The sequence below is a fragment of the Rhodococcus sp. 1168 genome, assembly GCF_002091955.1.
GTDB lineage: Bacteria > Actinomycetota > Actinomycetes > Mycobacteriales > Mycobacteriaceae > Rhodococcoides.
This window is the reverse complement of record NZ_MKKY01000072.1, coordinates 314,618-330,770: the sequence shown is the minus strand read 5'-3', so window position 1 is coordinate 330,770 and position 16,153 is coordinate 314,618. Positions and strand designations below refer to the sequence as shown.

Sequence of the window (16,153 nt, the reverse complement as noted above, 5' to 3'; positions counted from 1 at the left end):
ACGAAGAGCGCTCCACACCCAGCAGTTCGCGCGGTGCTCCAAGACTCCGAGTCCGTGCCGTACACCGATGGTGACCGCGGCCCGGTTGGCTTGCATCAAACGACAAGTGTGTCCTTGGCGAGGGCCCTCGCGGTCGGCGGGATAAGTCGCCTCGATCCGGGTCTCACGACCGTCAAGATCTGGGACCCTGCGGCCGGCTTGGGGTTCGCCGGTTTCCTGCTGGTCAAAGCGCTTCAAGCGTCAGGAGTGGAGATCCGCTATCGCGGCCAGGAAATTGACGAGGCCACCGCGTCCGCGGGTCGTCGTCGGTTTAACGCGGTCCACGACGCCGAAATCGCTCAAGCGAACACGTTGGCGCACGATGCCTTCAAGGACTTCAGCGCCGACCTGGTGATCGTCGACGCGCCTTGGGGGATGGACTGGAGCAGGTCGGCCACGGACGTGAAAGCGCGGCAGTCAAACGGTGAGTTCCGGTTTGGTCTTCCGCAGAGCTCCGACAGCACCTGGCTGTTCATCTCGTTGGCCCTTGAGAAGCTTCACCCTGCCGAGCAGGGCGGGGGACGTGTCGCGGCTTTGGTGAACCCGGGCGCTTTGAGCTCCGGCGGCGCAACCGCTGCGGTGCGGCAGAGGATACTCGACGAAGGCCTTCTGGAATCGGTCACTCGGCTCCCCGACGGCCTTTCGCCGAACACACAGATCCCCCTCTACCTCCTCACATTCTCGAACAACGCCAGGGACGTTTCGCGGGGCAAAGCGATGGTCGCCGACTTGCAGACGATGTTCACTACAGATCATGGGCGCAGGTCGATCCCGGTTGAGGCTTTCCACGAGCTCGAATTCGGGCTGCGGACGACGAAGCCCGGCCCGCGTAACCGCACCATCAGCACTCGCCAGTTCACGCGACGGGACGCACGGCTGGCGCGCACCACAAACGAAGGCCGACAGCTCTCCTGGCGCGTCACCACATATAACGACACAGCAATCGACGGTGGCTTGCTGGAGGCACGGTACGGGCCAAATTCCGGCGTCTCGTTGATTAAGGAGCCGCGCGAAACCGTTGACCTCGATCCCAGTTTCGTTTTTAAAGACGACTCGCGCGAGCTGTTGCGAGACATGGCTGCAAAAGGCTGGCCTAGCCGGCGGCTGAGCAGCCTCCTTGCCAGAGAGCCCGGCATTGAAATCGATCCGAATAATGAACAGGACGAGCGGCGGTTGTTCGTGCCCACCGGCTGGGGTGGTATAGCTGCGACGAACCTATCTGAGACGAACGCCGGCGGGCGGGTCCTGGTGATACAGCTCGACGACGACTCGATCCACCTGCCCTTCATGGCGGCCTGGCTCAACTCGGAGCAGGGCGTAGCCAGTAGGTTCAATGCGATTGACAAGGGGAGCTCGGGAAACCACTTTAAGGCGCTGCGGTCGGATGCCAACTCATTGATGCGTTGGGCTGACGAGCTCCTCGTGCCGGTCCCGGATCTCCGCATGCAGCTCGCCCTCGCGGCGGCGGATGAGCGGCTCAGCTCGTTCCAGACTGACCTCGGCACACGACGAGCGAGCATCTGGTCATCGCCGGAGGACGCTGACGAGGTGGTAAGCAAGGTCGCCGCGGCTTTCGATGACTCGTTGACGTCCTGGCTCGACCAGCTGCCGTACCCGATCGCATCGGCTCTGTGGACCGCGGAGTCCGCTCAGTCGGTGGGGGAACAGCAGCGAGCCTACTTACGCGCCTGGGAGGCGATCGTGACCTTCCACGCGACGGTACTGCTCTCCGCGAGCCGCACCGATCCGGGCAGTAGCAGCGAGACCGAGGCCGCTATCCGTCAAACCCTGCATGAGCAGCATCTAGGCATCGAAAAGGCATCGTTCGGCACCTGGGTGGTGATCGTCGAGAAAACGTCAAAGTACCTCCGCACCGCGCTACAGGACGGTGACTCCGATGACGTGGCCCGTGTCCGCCGCGCGTTCGCCGAACTTGGCCGCGCCGGAATCGAGCGGCTGATCTCGAAAGACGTCGTCAACAAGTTCAAGGAGGTGAACATCAAGCGCAATCGGTGGTCCGGCCACACGGGATACACCTCAGAGCAGGAGTTGAGGACGCAGGTCGACTCGCTCGACTCGGACCTCAGGGAGCTTCGCGGGCTTCTCGGGAACGTTTGGTCGCAGCTCGTGCTGGTTCGCCCCGGCAGCGCCAAACGCCGTCTCGACGGCCTCATCCAGACCGCCGAAGTCGCATTGGGGACTCGGACACCCTTTGCGGCTCGGGAGTTCGCTGTGGGGGAGCAAATGTTCGAGGACGAGCTTTACCTCGTCCGAGATGGATCACAGTCGCCGCTGCGCCTAGGGCACTTTGTGCAGCTCCGAGCAGCGCCGAGCAGCGCCCACTTCACCACGTATTTCTACAACCGCACCGAGGGGCGGAGCGTGCGCATGATCAGCTACCAGTACGGGCCCGAGAGCGAACTGCAGGACGACGTGAAGAGCCTCCTCTTGGATTTTGGGGGACTCGTCGACGCAGTCGCCGATGACCATCATGGAAAGACGTAAGGGCACAGCCTCACAGCCCAATACGGGACTGCCGTTGCCGGTGCGGCCATCGCCGTCTGCAAACGTGAGGTACCGCGATGGATACTTGACACGGGAGAGGCCGCCTAATTACTCCATCGGCCGACCTGACCTCAAGGGAGCCATTTCATGATCTTTGCGCTACCGACTGCTCTTAGCTTTGACCAGGTCGCCGGCCCGTTCTACGACACCTCGGGCCTGACTCAGTGGTGGGATGTGAGCCGGCAGGCCGTCGACAAGGCCGCATCGACCGGAGACGTGATCGCCTGCCAGCTCGATGGCGGCGGGTGGGTCTATCCCATCTGGCAGTTCACCGACTCGGGAACGGTCTACCCGGACCTGGTGACCTTGTGGTCGATACTGCACGCCGCGGCCGACGCTTGGACCTGCGCCACTTGGTTGTGCAGTCCGCTCGTCGATCTCGATGACCGCAGCGCAGCACAATGGGTTGCCGAGGGCCGCTCCATTGAGCCAGTACTGGAGCTCGCGCGCGCCGACGCGCGTCGTTGGGCGACGTGAATCGAAACCCGACCGAATTTGCCCCCCTGTCCGCGAAGGATTCGAACTGCCGATAGCGAGTGAGTAGCGGATCGCGTCGAACCTGCCAGGAAGCTCGATCCGGCTGCCAGCGTGGAAGACTCCAAGCCAACCTTTCGCGTGGCCACAGACTCGAGACAGCCGCGACGGCTTCATCGTAAAAGGGCTTCACTGTAGCCGAGTTGGGGTATTCGTCGATGACCGAGTGCCGGGCATCAGTCCGGATCGTCCGCTGATCTCGGGGCTCGTCGACGCCGCGCCTCAAGGTCAGTGAGTGTGGCTTTCTGGTCACCGGCGGCCTTTTCCAGCGCCATCGTGTTGATAACAGCTGCGTAAAACGTGACCTGCGCTTCCAGTTCGGCGTAGCTCTCGACGAGCTTGGCGTGCTTGGCTTTGAGCTTCTCGAAGTTGCTGAGGTCCCGTGCGAACGCCGCCGGTGTCGACTGCGCAGTCTTGACCTGGGCCTGAAATAGCTCTTTGAGGTCGACATGCTGGTGGGTAAGGTGCCAGCGGGGAACATCAGCCTCAATTGCAAGTTGGGACACGCTCATCCGACCGGTGGAACGCAGCGGCTTGCCAGCCGTTAAGCGCTGCATCGCGGCAACTATCTTCTTTCGAACCGGGTCGGTCTCGACTGCGGGAATCCGAGTCACTGCCCAACTCCAACGTCGTCGTGGGCGGTCAGGATTGCATCGAGCCGCGCCATCTCATGCCGGTCACGTTGGTGACGGATTGGCGGTGCGAGAACATCGGCGGTGATCTCGTTAAGTTCTGCGTGCGTGGCGCGAACAACGTCGATATCCCTGTCGGTTCGGGCAATGTTCGGGCAACGCGGTCGGCAGTCGTCCGTGTCGGGGGTGACCAGGGGGTCGTCTCGGGTGCCACGTAACTGACAGGCCGCCTGCTGCGGCTCGAAGACGCAGGTCATGCCGTGCCCGTGGAAAATCTTTAACATTGGATTTGCCATCAGGTCGCGAGCTTCGCGGCCGGACTTCAGGACATGTCCGGCGTAGTGCCGATGCGCGCCGGCCACTCGATCGCGATAGATGCTCGCTGCAGGCCCGGAGATTCGCTCGCCGTTGGCCAGTGCTTTCTCGTCCTCGGCGACCTCCTCCATGCGGACCAGGAAGTCCTCGAAAGCGTAGTCATCTGCGAATCCCGAGTCATAGTCGCCGGCATATCCCTGTAGAAGCCGAGTATGGACGTGGCCGTACTGGATCGCGCCCGCGACGAGTCCGCGCGGACGGCGCCGGATGAACCACGCCAAAGTTCTCCTGAACCGGGAGGCGTTCAGAGGTCCATTGCGGTCGGCTGGAATCAGGTCGGTGCCAAGGTGCTCGGCAGTGCTATTGCACCAGGCCACAAAGTCGGAAAGATCGTTGGCAATCAGCTGCTTATTTCGCGCCCTCCCCTTGCGCTGGGTGTTGGTCAACTGTCTGTGCACCTCGATACGAACGGGAAACAGCAGTTCGTGGTCATGCAAGCGTTCCAAGACTGCGACAGCGTCGGCAACAATGGACACCACTACCCACGGGTCGCGGCGTAGCGCCCCGGCTGGGATCTTGTTGCCGTTCGCGTCGACCGCGTTCTTGAAGTAGACCCCGCTCATCAGGTGAAACTCAGTGACCGGGTCGTAGCTGACACAGCCGCGACGCAGGTTGAGAATCTCGCCGGGCCGAGCACCACTCAGGTACGACAACACGACGAAGCAGGCTGTGCTCAGCTGCCGGGCCAGAGGCATCGCCTCGTCGAACTCAATGGGACCGTCTCGCCAAGGTAGTCCGCGAACCGTCCCATTGATTGGGGTTTCCAGAAGGCAACCCTCGGCTACACGGATGCCGGAAGCTAGTGCCATCTTCCCTGCTGGGGTGGTAGCCATCTTGGGGTTTCCCTGGCAGTTCAGAACCCTACCGACATGCCGCCAGCTGACGCCGACACTCCCGTCCGGTCTGCGCGTGCCCGGCAGCGGCTGCCCGGTGGCTCGCAGGTGCTCCAGCCAGTGGGCCATCCGCACCTCGATTTGGCCGGTGGGCGACCGCTTCAGCGTTCCCAGGGCGCGGCGGCGTTCCGGGCTCCTGTTGTGCAGGAAGCAATATTCAGCATGGGCAGTGACAATGTCTTCCGAAAAGTCCTCGACGAAACGCAGCGCCCAGGACAGTAGGGGCTGCATCGTGGCCTCGCCGATCCGGTGGGTCAAGTTTTCCCGCACGGGCCGGGTGCGGCCGAATAGTTCTCTGGTCGGGTCCCCACCCCAAGGCGGTACAACTGGAAGCCGCATCTGCTCGGGCAGCAGACCACGGTAGGACCATAGGCGGCGGACTTCGGCAGCCCGCCGGTACTTCCGCTCGATGCTCATAGTCTCGCTGTCAAGCAGATCGATCAAGTAATCGTCCAGAACTGCCGCATCGACCTGGTCCAGCGCCGTGATACCACGTTTGTTCAGCCAGAGAATGAAGTCCTTGAACGCCGAGTAGCCGCCCAGGAGCGACTGAATGGAGGACCGGCCCGGCGAGGTCCGGCGGATATTCACCGGTGAGTCAGCGTTAATCTGTTGCCAATGGTAGTGCTTGGCCATCAAACGTAGCGGGGCCGGAATCGCGGCGAAGTTCAGGCTGGCCGACTTTGCATCCTCCTCGAATATCGCCTCGTTGAGCCTCCAACGATCGTGGCGGAACCGCGACAAGTTGTCGATTTCGACGCCTGGAACCAGCTCGCGACGAAGCAACACAATCGTGTCCGGCCCCGGCCACTCGGTCCCCGCCGGTACCTCAAATATCTCCTCGCGCGCGGCGCTGCTCATCGTAGATCAAGCTCCCGGTTCAGGAACCGCGCTACCAAAGCGCGGTCGGCGTCGGTAACGGCATCGCGGGCGTCCGCGACGTCGGCGTCGTCGTGCTGGCCGAGTAGGTCTGCCAGTTGGGCGTGCGGCATCGCGAAACGCAGAGTCCAAGTGAGCGGGGTCATCTCCGCGCGGCGGGCCTCGAGGGTGTCGTGGACCAGTGTCTGAATCGGCAGGTGGTTGGGCAGCGCTCTGGCGCAGGGGCAGTCCAGGCACGCCATAAATGAGGCGCGGCAGGGCTGCCCGGTCGGCGAGTTCGGGCTGTCCTCGTTATCGACGCAGCCGTTCATCACCGTGTCCAGCTGACCTTCGACCAACTTCTTGAGGGTGACAGCGCTGACTCCGAAATCACGGGCCGCGGAACCGATATCAGCGCGGGCCGCCTTAAGATCGTCCTTGCTCAAAGTGGCCATGACCCCCCGAGCACGAGCCTTGCTGACCTCTTCGTTCAGAGCATCCGCAACTACCTTCTGATACTCCGCGCGGTTACCGCGGTTGCGACCTAGGTAGTCGCTCGCAAAGGTCTGCTCTGTGTGCGCGACCGGTACCTGATGCAGCTCCAGGTAGGTTAGTCGGATCCTATCCAGCCTTGCTTGAAGCACCGTGGGCTCAGCAGCCTCCCCGGCGTCGGCAGCTTTTGGGTCGGGATCGGCCCTCAGCTTTTTCTGCTCCGACCATTTCGCCATGGAATACCATGAGAAGGTCGGGTCCAGCGGCCGAAGCCCTCGCCCGTTTCCGCTTTTCCCGCCACCTTTACCGTGGTAGGCCAAGAACAGCTTGTCCGAGCCGGTCAATCGCCGCGAGGCTGCGGTCAACTCATGCATCAGCGCATAGACCCCAAAAGGCGTGTGTAGCTCATCGCGGGTGGAGAGCTCCGATGGGTCTTCCGGGATGCTGATCCAGTCCGGCACCTGCGACATTGCTAGGTTCATGTGGGCCCTACGGCCCCGACGCGGCTTGATCGCGTCCACGATCGCCGTGGCCGGCCCTCCTGCGTAGCCGTCGGCCCGATGATGCGCCGATTGGGTAGCCAAAAGCACGCTCGGGTTTTCCCCCGTCATCACACCCAAGAGGATCGCCCCAGCCATCGCCTCGTTAACAGTCAGATGTGCACCGGACACCACCTCGGCGACCGTGCCGCACCTCTGCACCCATGGCATAGGGACCTGTCTTTCTTCCAGCCACTTTCCTTGACCGGCCCTGCGCGGGACATCACCTTGACGTTCCACGAAATCCAAAAGCTCTAGCCGTCGGTCCGGATCTGCTAGCTCTCCAACCCGATAGCGGGTGAGCAGCTCACGGTTGACGCGGAGCCTCGCAGCGGCGGTCCGCAGGTCTGACCGGGCCGCGTCAGCTATCCGCTTGAACTCCTCCCGGCTGTAGCTTTGCTTGCGGTTTTCCTCGACTCGAACCCGCCGCGGATTCGGCTCCCTGCACCTAACCACTAGTTCCGCGTTGATTCCGTCGACCAGTAAAAGCATCGTCTTGATCTCCCGCGCCTCATCATTGAGACCTGTGGTCTGCTGTGAACGCCAAGCCAAGTAGCCGTCCACGTGTTCCGGCGCCAAGTGCTCCACCTGCGTCGGCGGCCGCGCCAGCTGCGCCAGGTAGTAGCTGAAATGCCGAGACACCCGGAATGGCGTGGCTATCGACAACATCCTTGTCAGACCCTTCTTCGGTCCAACGCGTTGAGCGAACGCGCCTGCCAGCGCCGCCTGGAGCTGCGGCGATACCGTCAGCTCGGCGAAGTCGAAGTCGCGCTGTAGCTTGCCATCTTGGGAGAAGCACCGTACGACTAGACCAGTCCCAGGCAAAATGCCTCGGTCGGTCGTGGACCCGCCGCGGTTGGGGTAAATGGCCTTTCGGCCTCGCGGACTCACTGGGCGCCCGCTAGCGGGTCGGTGCGTACACGGGGATGGGAAGCGAACGCTTCCGCCATGAACCGCGCCACGGGGAAACCCTCGGAATGAGCAAGCAGCTGCTCCACCTCCAACCGCCGAAACGGCTCCAGATACACATCTTTTGTCGTCTCCACTCGTTTGTGTCCTAGCATCGTTTGCACTAGGTGCCAAGTGTCGCCAAACTGGTCACAGAAGTCGTTTGTCTGGTCTTCCGTCAAATTTGCCATCTGGTGGCCCCGAACCAGCTTGCCAATGGAGAACCAGCGAAGCGCAAAGCTGTGGCGGTGCATATGGGGAGTACATGTAAACCCGTCCAGCCCCAACCCAGCGATCCTGCGGTTGGCCGCCTCGAATGTGTGATGCCAACCATGCGGGTCCCGCGGCGTCCCGTCCTCGTTGAGCCACAACCACAATGGCTCCAGACCCGCCGGCGTAGACCGGAACAGCGTACGCCGCTGAATCGGCCGGACTAGCGCCCACGGCCGGGTCGCTGTCCCCCCTGCCCGATTGGGCACAGTCACGGACCCACGGCTTGGCTCGCCGGCAACAACCTGTATTCCCGGAAGCCGCTCGTAGCGGCCTGCAGCCTGCGCCTGACGCACCGCCCGGGCCCTTACCCCCTCCGTGTATGCCCGGACTGCGGTCAGAGCCGCGCGGGGGATCCAATACGAGTGACCGTTTCCGCCTTTGGCACACATGTCCGCCAACTCGCACCGGTAGTAACCTCGACCGAACTCTAGAGCAGGCAGCTCAGGCAGCGTCACACTTGCCCATTCGGTCAGTCGCAGCCCAGTGCCATACAAACCGTCGACGAACGCTGCGTCGCGTTGCTCGTGACGCCCCCGCCACGACCGGTCCCGGCGACCTGATGGCAGTCGCCCGCGCAGCCCCAGGTCCCGCCACCGCGCAACCGCCGCCGGGTCGAGCCACTTGACGTCAGCTCCGCGCCTGGCGACGGGGAACGAGACTTGCGCGAACGGATCGGCAACGGCTGGATACCGTCCGCCGATCCAGGTGTAGAACTTTTTGCAAGCGGCGAGGTCTTTGCTGAAGGCCGAGGTCCCCACAGGCTGATCGTTCTGTGGGTCGGTCAATCGCCAAAATTTGAATTCTTCGGCATCGTCTTCACCGGCTTCCCACCAGATCTGATCCGTAGCATGCAGAAAGTTCAGCCATAGAGCTAGCGAGTGAGCATAGTCACGCTGGGTCGTCTCCGCCAGACTTCGCATCCTCGGTGACGCTAAGAACGCGTTCACCCGAAGGTCAGGATATCCGGATGGACCGATCAGGAAACGCTGACGATTTCGCATTCCCATGTCTCGTGCCCACGTCGCCAGGTCCGGCCTGTCACCGGACAGTTTGAACGGCACGTCAGGCCAAAGCCGCTCGTGGTCGTATTGAAAAACCCGCCACACCTTGTCGGTCAAATCCCTACCCTGTCAGTTAACAATAGCTTACCAACAACAGTTGACTGGCTATAGAACCAGTCCCGCCCCCGATATGATCGTCCAACCGTCGACTGCCAAATCTCCGGCAATCTCGGCAGTCACGTGCTCGCCGTACGACGTGGCCGCACGTGTACCGACGATCGACACGGCTCGATCGGTCAACTCCGCCACCGAAACTGCGCCGAGAACCCACAACGCCAACGGCGCACACTGACCGGTACCCACCGGCATCCCAGCGCCGTCGAACGCGAGTAGTTTCCACATCGGCCACTCGTCGTCATCGGGGGTGATGAGCCGACCACCCTGAGATGCAACAAGATCGAGGTCCGCGCGTGCAGTGTCGATGTGCGAGCGGACCTGTAGTCGCTCACCGAGTGCCCCACGGGAGACGGCATCGGCGGCACCTTCGGGACCTGCGTCGGCTGCGAAGTCACGAAGTACTCGATGCGGCCCCTGAGCAACACGCGAGAGGTACGCCCAAGCCAGGCGCCGTGGATCGTGCGTAGTCACTTCGTCCCCCTGTCCCGAAAGTCCAAAGCGGCTCCGACCTCTGCGATGCCCGGCATGACTCCCCCCGCCAGATCGTTCAAAGTCCAGGAAACGCGTAGTGCACGATCCGCACCTCGAGCAGTGAGCGAACCATTACGAAGCGCTCTCTCGACCGGAACCAACGCTTCACGTGAGAGTGTGAACTTCTGCCGCAGCGCCGGTCCAGGAACTTCGGCATTCGTCCGCCACCCGTATTCGCGCCAACGTTCGGCTGCCTGCTCGCGTGCAGCGATGACCCGAGCGCGCACATGCTCGGTGGTCTCTCCGAGCTCGTCCGTCAATGCACCGGTCGTGACTCCCATCATGGCGATACGAAGATCGACGCGGTCGAGAAGCGGACCGGACAGCTTGCCGAGGTACTTTCGCCGAACCATGGGCGCACAAACACAATCGACATTTCTGGCGGGCGCACATGGGCACGGATTCGCAGCCAACACCAATTGAAACCGTGCCGGATACCGAGCCACTCCATCTCGTCGAGCAATCCTGATCTCACCGTCCTCCAGTGGAGTTCTCAAAGCCTCCAACACTTTCAGGCCCATCTCGGCGCATTCGTCGAGAAACAGGACACCCCGATGCGCTCGACTGACTGCACCTGGCTTCGCCATTCCGGTTCCACCGCCGACGAGCGCACTCACCGACGTCGAATGGTGCGGCGCGATGAAAGGAGGCGAAGAAATCAACGGCCGCTCTGTGGTCAACAATCCGGCAATCGAATGAATTGCGGTCACCTCCAATGCCTCCGATTCGGTCAAGGGTGGGAGAATTCCTGGAAGTCGTTGTGCCAACATCGTCTTGCCGATCCCCGGAGGTCCGGTCAGCATTACGTGATGCGCACCGGCCGCAGCGACTTCCAATGCCCACCTGGCCTCGGACTGGCCTACTACCTCGCTCATATCCGGATATGCCACGTCTTGCCCGAATTGCCCGGGAATCGGTCGGCTCAGTTCGACTTCCCCTCGCAACCATTCGACGACTTCTTTCAACGAACCTGCCCCTAGCACTTCGATACCGTCGACAAGGCCGGCTTCGGCCAGTGCCGTCATCGGCACCACCACTCGTGACCACCTCGCACGTTTGACAGCCAACACACCCGGCAGGACGCCGCGAACCGGACGAAGGCGTCCGTCCAATGCCAATTCGCCCAGGAACACGGTTCTTTCGAGCGATCGCCGCGGGATCTGTCGGGCTGCATCCAGAACCGCCAACGCAAGGCCGAGGTCGTAGACGGAGCCGACTTTCGGCAGAGTAGCCGGGGACAGTGCCAGAATTACCCGAGAATCCGGCCAACTATTGCCAGAATTCGTTACGGCCGCTTTCACTCGATCTCGTGACTCGTTCAACGCTGTGTCCGGGAGTCCGACCAAATGAATTCCCGGCAATCCGCGACCGATATCTGCTTCGATCTCCACTACTTGGCCATCCACACCGGACACGGCCACCGAAAATGCGCGGCCCAGTGCCATCAGAACACCCCGCGCAAATGTGTCACGACCGGATCGGCACCCCGCGCGATCATGATGGCGACCACGTCGAAACGCAGTCTTACCCAGGGGCTGTCACGGTCCTCCAGCCAGGCCAGCGCGAGCTTACGTATCCGCTGCTGTTTTGCGTACGTCACCGACTCTGCCGGTGTTCCGTAGCCAGTCCCCGAACGGGTCTTCACTTCGACGAAGACGAAAACTTCGCCATCACGCGCAACTATGTCGAGTTCCCCGTACCGGCATCGCCAATTTCTCTCGACTATTTCCATTCCGCTATCGACCAGGCGCAGAGCGGCCAAAGCCTCCCCGCGCGCCCCCAAGTCCGAATTGGACATCGCACTCCCCCACGGTCGTCGGTTCGCCGATCTGCCGAACCCGCGACCGACGATGCGCCAACAACGAACCGAGAATTCGCATCCCCGCTGCTCGTGAATCACCCTGTTTACAAACGAATCACCTGTGGACTACCACTGATAATCAACTCGTCGGGGGGCCTACGTGTCGTACCCATGTGCATGGCACTACACCCCAGAAGGCACCACAAACAAAGCAATGCCCCGACCTTCTCGGTCGGGGCATTGCTCGAAGTCCAGCTACGTAGATGAAATCCCGAAGGGGGATGAACTCAGTGCGCTGCTTCGTATGCTGCTTGCACGTCCTGGCTGATTCGACCGCGTGCGCTCACGTCATAACCATTTTCCCGAGCCCATGCGCGAATGTCCTGCAGATCGACCTTGCCACGAGCGGAGGCCGGTGAAGTCTTGCGTGCTCGACGACCCGATACTTTTTCTGAATGCTCGATCCAGAATGCCAACTGCTCGTGCAGTTCGTTTGCATGCTTCAGGTTCAGGTCGATGCTGTACTGATTGCCACCGATACTGAATTCGATGGTCTCACCCTGTCCGTCCTTGATGACCGAACCGTCGACATCATCGATCATTTGGACGAGTGTCTTGCGTGCCATGTCCGAACCTCTAACAGTCGGGGGAAGTGCTTATAGAGCCGTTTCTACCACCAATTGGCTCATTCTCCCAACATTGGACAGAAATCCACAGCAACGTTTCAGCTTTCATATCGAGCAAATACAGCCGATTTCGAGTCGCCCACAAAAGTAGCGAGCGGTCAATCCCCTTGCCGTGCATACGATGTGGAATTGACTCTCACACTATTCAACGACCGATTGCGGCGATTTATTGTGCCGACTAGCTACTGCTGCACAATCGACCACAAAACCTGACCGAGTACGAAGCACAGCGCGGCTGCGCCGATCAATTGAGCACACATGACGAGAGTCTTGCGCGAGCGTCGCCGGCCGACGAGATAGGTACCGGCCGCGATCAACAGCAACCACAGTGTTACCGACACGGGAAATGCTCTACTCGGGCAAACGCAGGTCGGTCTTCTCGAGTTCCTCGATGTTGACGTCCTTGAACGTGATCACGCGAACATGCTTGACGAAACGAGCCGGCCGGTACATATCCCAAACCCAGGAATCGGACATGCGCAACTCGAAATAGATCTCGCCGTCCGCGTTGTGGGGAATGAGTTCGACGGAGTTGGCGAGATAGAACCGGCGCTCAGTCTCGACCACGTAGTTGAACTGACCGACGATGTCCCGGTACTCCCGATACAACGAGAGCTCCATCTCGGTTTCGTACTTTTCGAGATCCTCGGCGCTCATCGGTTCTTCTCATCCTCCGTCGGCTGGCATGAAGTTCAATCATCGCGCATTGCGTCCATCGCAGTCCATTCGGCCCAGGACCGACGCTACTTCGTCGGTCCTGCCTGCCGCGGCGGCCACGACATTCGCGTACGACATTCGGTGTTGGGAGCATGGTCCAAGTTCGGACATCGCTACCGCGTGAGCTCTGGTGCTGTACCCCTTGTGCAAGGCGAAGCCGTAACCAGGGATTTCTGCATCCATCTCGACCATCACTCGGTCGCGCGATACTTTGGCGAGAACGCTGGCCGCCGCGATGCAGGCGGCGGTCGCGTCGCCGCCGATCACCGGGAGCGACGAAACCGGCAGTCCAGGAACCCGAAATCCGTCGGTCAGAACATATCCGGGCATCATCGAAAGACCTGCCACAGCTCGTCGCATTCCCTCGATGTTGGCGACATGGACGCCGATTCGATCGATCTCTTCGGCTTCGATGAACACCACGCTCCAGGCGAGCGCCAACCGTTGGATCTTCGGAAACAGCTCCTCACGGCGCTTCTCGGTCAGCTTTTTCGAATCGTTCAGATCAGCCAGCGCGGGGTGCGCTTTTCCGCCGAGCACGCAGGCGGCGACAGTAAGCGGGCCGGCACACGCACCCCGCCCGGCTTCGTCGACACCTGCCACCGGGCCCAGTCCATTGCGGTCGAGTGCGGACTCCATCGTCCGCAACCCCGAAGAACGACGAATGACAGGACGCGGTGGCCACGGCGGACGGCCTCGTGATCGACTCGTACTACTCATTGCCTGTGTTCAGCTCACTGTCCTTGGATGTCCGGCGAGTCGAGGGTGCCGAACCGCGATGGCGGCAGCGCGATGAGGAACGCCTTGCCGATCACGTTGTCGATCGGCACGGTCCCCATCAGTTCGTCCGAGACATGGAACCGCGAATCGGCCGAATTGCTTCGATTGTCACCCATGACCCAGACGTTGCCCTCGGGCACGGTGACGGGCGAAAAGCACCGACCGGACTTCAGCTCGGTATCGCAGGTCATGACGTCAGGGGTGAACGGGAAGTCCATCTGAATATAGGGTTCGTCGAGCGGCTTACCGTCCACCAGCACACGTCCCTGAGCGTCGCAGCACTCCACGGTCTGCCCCCCGGTGGCGATCACTCGTTTGACGAGATCGTTTTCGTCCGGTGCGACGACACCGATCAGCGAGCCGACTTCCTCGGCGCCACGGATTATCGCGTTCGAAGACCTGAGGGAGGTGAATTCGCTGTTCCACGAGTCTGGACCGCGGAAGACGATGACGTCGCCCGGCTTGGGGTCTCCGAACCGATAACCGATCTTCTCCACGACGATGCGGTCCCCGGTGCAACCAGCGCAGCCATGCAGTGTCGGTTCCATCGATTCGGACGGAATCAGATACACGCGTGCAACGAATGTCTGGAGCAGAAAGCTCAGAACCAACGCGACGAGTATCAGTATCGGCAGTTCACGCCAGAAGGATCGAGGCTTCTTCTCACGACGCGTCTCTTCCGACTTCTCACTGTGCGAGTCGGACGGCCGGTTCGGATCCTGCTGGGAATCTGCCACGGCACTAGATTAGCCCCAGTCTTCGTGTGTTTATCAGCCGCAGTCTGTCCGAGCTTCGAACAGTGCACCGCCGCGTGCCGAGGAAACGAGCAACGGTGATGAGAACAAGAAAACGCCGCACCGACCCGAGGGGCGATGCGGCGCTTTTCGAAGCTGGGCGGAAGTGACCGCAATCAGCGCTTTTCCTTGATCTTGGCAGCCTTGCCACGAAGATCACGGAGGTAATAGAGCTTCGCGCGGCGCACATCGCCACGAGTCAGAACCTCGAACTCGGCAATGTTCGGGCTGTGAACCGGGAAGGTGCGCTCGACGCCGACACCGAAAGAGACCTTACGGACGGTGAACGTCTCACGAACGCCACCACCCTGGCGACGAATCACGACGCCCTTGAAGATCTGAATGCGCTCTTTCGAGCCTTCGATAACCTTGACGTGCACGTTCAACGTGTCGCCTGGGCGGAAGTCAGGAAGGTCGCTGCGAAGCGACTTGTTGTCCAAGAAGTCCAGAGTGTTCATCGGTAGGTCCATCCTTGCGTTCTTCGCACGAGCAGAGGAACCGAGCGGCCCCGCGAACGGAACTCGGCTGGTTCGTACTCCGATTAGGGTTGTGCCTTGCACAGGCAACCCGCCTATTGTGCCAGAAAGAGACCCTGGTTACGAAATCGCGTCACTCTGCAGAGGGAACAGGCACCGGAGGTGGTGCCGGACGAACCGTCCTGTCCAGTTCGTATTCCGTCGCTTCGACGGCGTGGCCGATGCTGGGCTTCCCGGCGATCAAGTCTTGAAGGTAGACCTTCGCCCTGATCGTCGGCCGTCTGATCGTGCGCTCGCGCCGAAGTGCACGCGCCATCCGCTTGGGCCTGCTGGTGTAATACCAGCGTGCCCACGGCGCTCCTGGTCGGCTCAGCCGGATAGCGCCGACGTAGAGAATCGGCGCTACGAACAACCCGATCAACCCTGTCCAGATCTTCCCCTTCAGCACGACGACCGCGCAGACGGCAAGGTGGAAGAGGGCCAAAGATGCGTACCCAACCCTGACCCAGGGGTTGGGGTCTCGGCGAATATCGGTGACGTTCAAGAGTTCGAGTGGGTGAAATCCCAGCAGAAGCAACCCTGTTGCCGCCGTCGCGACGAACACCGCATCGATCGACGTTCTGCCTTGTTCGGACCAGTAGACATCCTCGAGGTAGAAGATCAACGCGAACTCGTCGAGCACAAGCGCCGCACCGACTCCGAACAACGAAGCGAGTGCAGCGCCTGTCTCGGCACTTCCGTCCTCGTACACCGTGATGAGAGCAACCCCGGCGACGAGCATCAGCACGACCCCAAATACGACGTGATGGATATGCCGACCACCGGGAGTGATGTTTCCCGGCCACCACTTCACCTGCGCCCGGATCAATCGGACGCTGAGTCGAATGGCCGCGAACCCGACCAAGAAACCGATGAGGAAGCACAGGAGAGGGAGTCGTCCGTCCTCGATGATCTCCCGTTCCAGCCACTCACTCACCGTGGCCCACCCTTCCTTCTACGGCCCGCTTCACATCGGTCGAACACGCCGATGCTGAGCTTCGCT

Annotated in this window: 14 protein-coding genes and 2 pseudogenes; 2 read left to right on the top strand and 14 right to left on the bottom strand. The window is 61.4% G+C overall.

Annotated features, from left to right (window positions below; all coding sequences use genetic code 11):
* Positions 1-54: 54 nt before the first annotated feature.
* Together BJI47_RS15705 and BJI47_RS15700 are read left to right on the top strand one after the other, a co-directional pair.
* A complete protein-coding gene (locus BJI47_RS15705; protein ID WP_176224885.1) occupies positions 55-2,544 on the top strand; it encodes an N-6 DNA methylase in 2,490 nt (829 codons plus the stop codon).
* A gap of 147 nt (positions 2,545-2,691) precedes the next feature.
* Positions 2,692-3,081, top strand: a complete 390-nt coding sequence (locus tag BJI47_RS15700) for a hypothetical protein (RefSeq protein WP_088944539.1) — start codon at positions 2,692-2,694, stop codon at positions 3,079-3,081.
* 233 nt (positions 3,082-3,314) lie between these two features.
* Here BJI47_RS15700 and BJI47_RS15695 read toward each other — a convergent pair whose 3' ends face one another.
* The 14 genes and pseudogenes from BJI47_RS15695 to BJI47_RS15635 all read right to left on the bottom strand — a co-directional run bounded on the left by BJI47_RS15695 (position 3,315) and on the right by BJI47_RS15635 (position 16,087).
* Positions 3,315-3,752 carry a hypothetical protein gene (locus tag BJI47_RS15695; RefSeq protein WP_088944538.1) on the bottom strand — a complete coding sequence of 146 codons (438 nt, stop codon included), beginning with the start codon at positions 3,750-3,752 and terminating at the stop codon, positions 3,315-3,317.
* Entirely contained in the window at positions 3,749-5,899 is a 2,151-nt protein-coding gene (locus BJI47_RS15690) for a hypothetical protein (protein WP_088944537.1), read from the bottom strand. The genes BJI47_RS15695 and BJI47_RS15690 overlap by 4 nt, the downstream gene beginning before the upstream one ends.
* Positions 5,896-7,596 (bottom strand): hypothetical protein, encoded by a 1,701-nt coding sequence (locus BJI47_RS15685; RefSeq protein ID WP_254900622.1) that lies wholly within the window; start codon positions 7,594-7,596, stop codon positions 5,896-5,898. The genes BJI47_RS15690 and BJI47_RS15685 overlap by 4 nt, the downstream gene beginning before the upstream one ends.
* A 218-nt stretch (positions 7,597-7,814) precedes the next feature.
* Positions 7,815-9,068 (bottom strand): site-specific integrase, encoded by a 1,254-nt coding sequence (locus tag BJI47_RS24720; RefSeq protein ID WP_254900621.1) that lies wholly within the window; start codon positions 9,066-9,068, stop codon positions 7,815-7,817.
* Between the two features lie 261 nt (positions 9,069-9,329).
* Positions 9,330-9,797, bottom strand: a pseudogene (locus BJI47_RS15675) (DNA-processing protein DprA); the annotation flags it as partial.
* Positions 9,794-11,302 (bottom strand): YifB family Mg chelatase-like AAA ATPase, encoded by a 1,509-nt coding sequence (locus BJI47_RS15670; RefSeq protein ID WP_088944535.1) that lies wholly within the window; start codon positions 11,300-11,302, stop codon positions 9,794-9,796. The gene BJI47_RS15670 and the pseudogene BJI47_RS15675, both read right to left, overlap by 4 nt.
* A complete protein-coding gene (locus BJI47_RS15665) occupies positions 11,302-11,655 on the bottom strand; it encodes a YraN family protein (protein WP_088944686.1) in 354 nt (117 codons plus the stop codon). Before BJI47_RS15665 ends, BJI47_RS15670 begins: the two co-directional genes overlap by 1 nt.
* Before the next feature lie 290 nt (positions 11,656-11,945).
* Complete coding sequence (locus BJI47_RS15660) at positions 11,946-12,284, bottom strand: Lsr2 family protein (RefSeq protein ID WP_084348598.1); 339 nt, start codon at positions 12,282-12,284, stop codon at positions 11,946-11,948.
* A 242-nt stretch (positions 12,285-12,526) separates the two neighbouring features.
* Positions 12,527-12,685: a hypothetical protein gene (locus BJI47_RS24135; RefSeq protein ID WP_168708264.1), complete on the bottom strand. Its 159-nt coding sequence runs from the start codon at positions 12,683-12,685 to the stop codon at positions 12,527-12,529.
* A 10-nt stretch (positions 12,686-12,695) separates the two neighbouring features.
* A complete protein-coding gene (locus tag BJI47_RS15655) occupies positions 12,696-13,001 on the bottom strand; it encodes a DUF2469 domain-containing protein (protein WP_084348597.1) in 306 nt (101 codons plus the stop codon).
* Positions 13,002-13,040: 39 nt separating this feature from the next.
* The gene (locus tag BJI47_RS15650; RefSeq protein WP_088944534.1) at positions 13,041-13,781 is read right to left on the bottom strand and encodes a ribonuclease HII; all 741 of its coding nucleotides are present in this window, start codon (positions 13,779-13,781) and stop codon (positions 13,041-13,043) included.
* A 14-nt stretch (positions 13,782-13,795) separates the two neighbouring features.
* Entirely contained in the window at positions 13,796-14,578 is a 783-nt protein-coding gene (lepB, locus tag BJI47_RS15645) for a signal peptidase I (protein ID WP_088944533.1), read from the bottom strand.
* Positions 14,579-14,751: 173 nt separating this feature from the next.
* Positions 14,752-15,093 (bottom strand): 50S ribosomal protein L19, encoded by a 342-nt coding sequence (gene rplS, locus BJI47_RS15640; protein ID WP_088944685.1) that lies wholly within the window; start codon positions 15,091-15,093, stop codon positions 14,752-14,754.
* 138 nt (positions 15,094-15,231) lie between these two features.
* Positions 15,232-16,087 (bottom strand): annotated as a pseudogene (locus BJI47_RS15635) (hypothetical protein).
* Between the last annotated feature and the right edge of the window lie 66 nt (positions 16,088-16,153).

What these genes read in the sequence shown, in the direction of transcription:
- BJI47_RS15700 (WP_088944539.1), top strand. Translation starts at nt 2,692, where the DNA reads ATGATCTTTGCGCTACCGACTGCTCTTAGCTTTGACCAGGTCGCCGGC.
- BJI47_RS15690 (WP_088944537.1), bottom strand. Translation starts at nt 5,899, where the DNA reads ATGAGCAGCGCCGCGCGCGAGGAGATATTTGAGGTACCGGCGGGGACC.
- BJI47_RS15685 (WP_254900622.1), bottom strand. Translation starts at nt 7,596, where the DNA reads ATGTTGTCGATAGCCACGCCATTCCGGGTGTCTCGGCATTTCAGCTAC.
- BJI47_RS24720 (WP_254900621.1), bottom strand. Translation starts at nt 9,068, where the DNA reads ATGCGAAGTCTGGCGGAGACGACCCAGCGTGACTATGCTCACTCGCTA.
- BJI47_RS15670 (WP_088944535.1), bottom strand. Translation starts at nt 11,302, where the DNA reads ATGGCACTGGGCCGCGCATTTTCGGTGGCCGTGTCCGGTGTGGATGGC.
- BJI47_RS15665 (WP_088944686.1), bottom strand. Translation starts at nt 11,655, where the DNA reads ATGTCCAATTCGGACTTGGGGGCGCGCGGGGAGGCTTTGGCCGCTCTG.
- BJI47_RS15660 (WP_084348598.1), bottom strand. Translation starts at nt 12,284, where the DNA reads ATGGCACGCAAGACACTCGTCCAAATGATCGATGATGTCGACGGTTCG.
- BJI47_RS15655 (WP_084348597.1), bottom strand. Translation starts at nt 13,001, where the DNA reads ATGAGCGCCGAGGATCTCGAAAAGTACGAAACCGAGATGGAGCTCTCG.
- BJI47_RS15650 (WP_088944534.1), bottom strand. Translation starts at nt 13,781, where the DNA reads ATGAGTAGTACGAGTCGATCACGAGGCCGTCCGCCGTGGCCACCGCGT.
- rplS (WP_088944685.1), bottom strand. Translation starts at nt 15,093, where the DNA reads ATGAACACTCTGGACTTCTTGGACAACAAGTCGCTTCGCAGCGACCTT.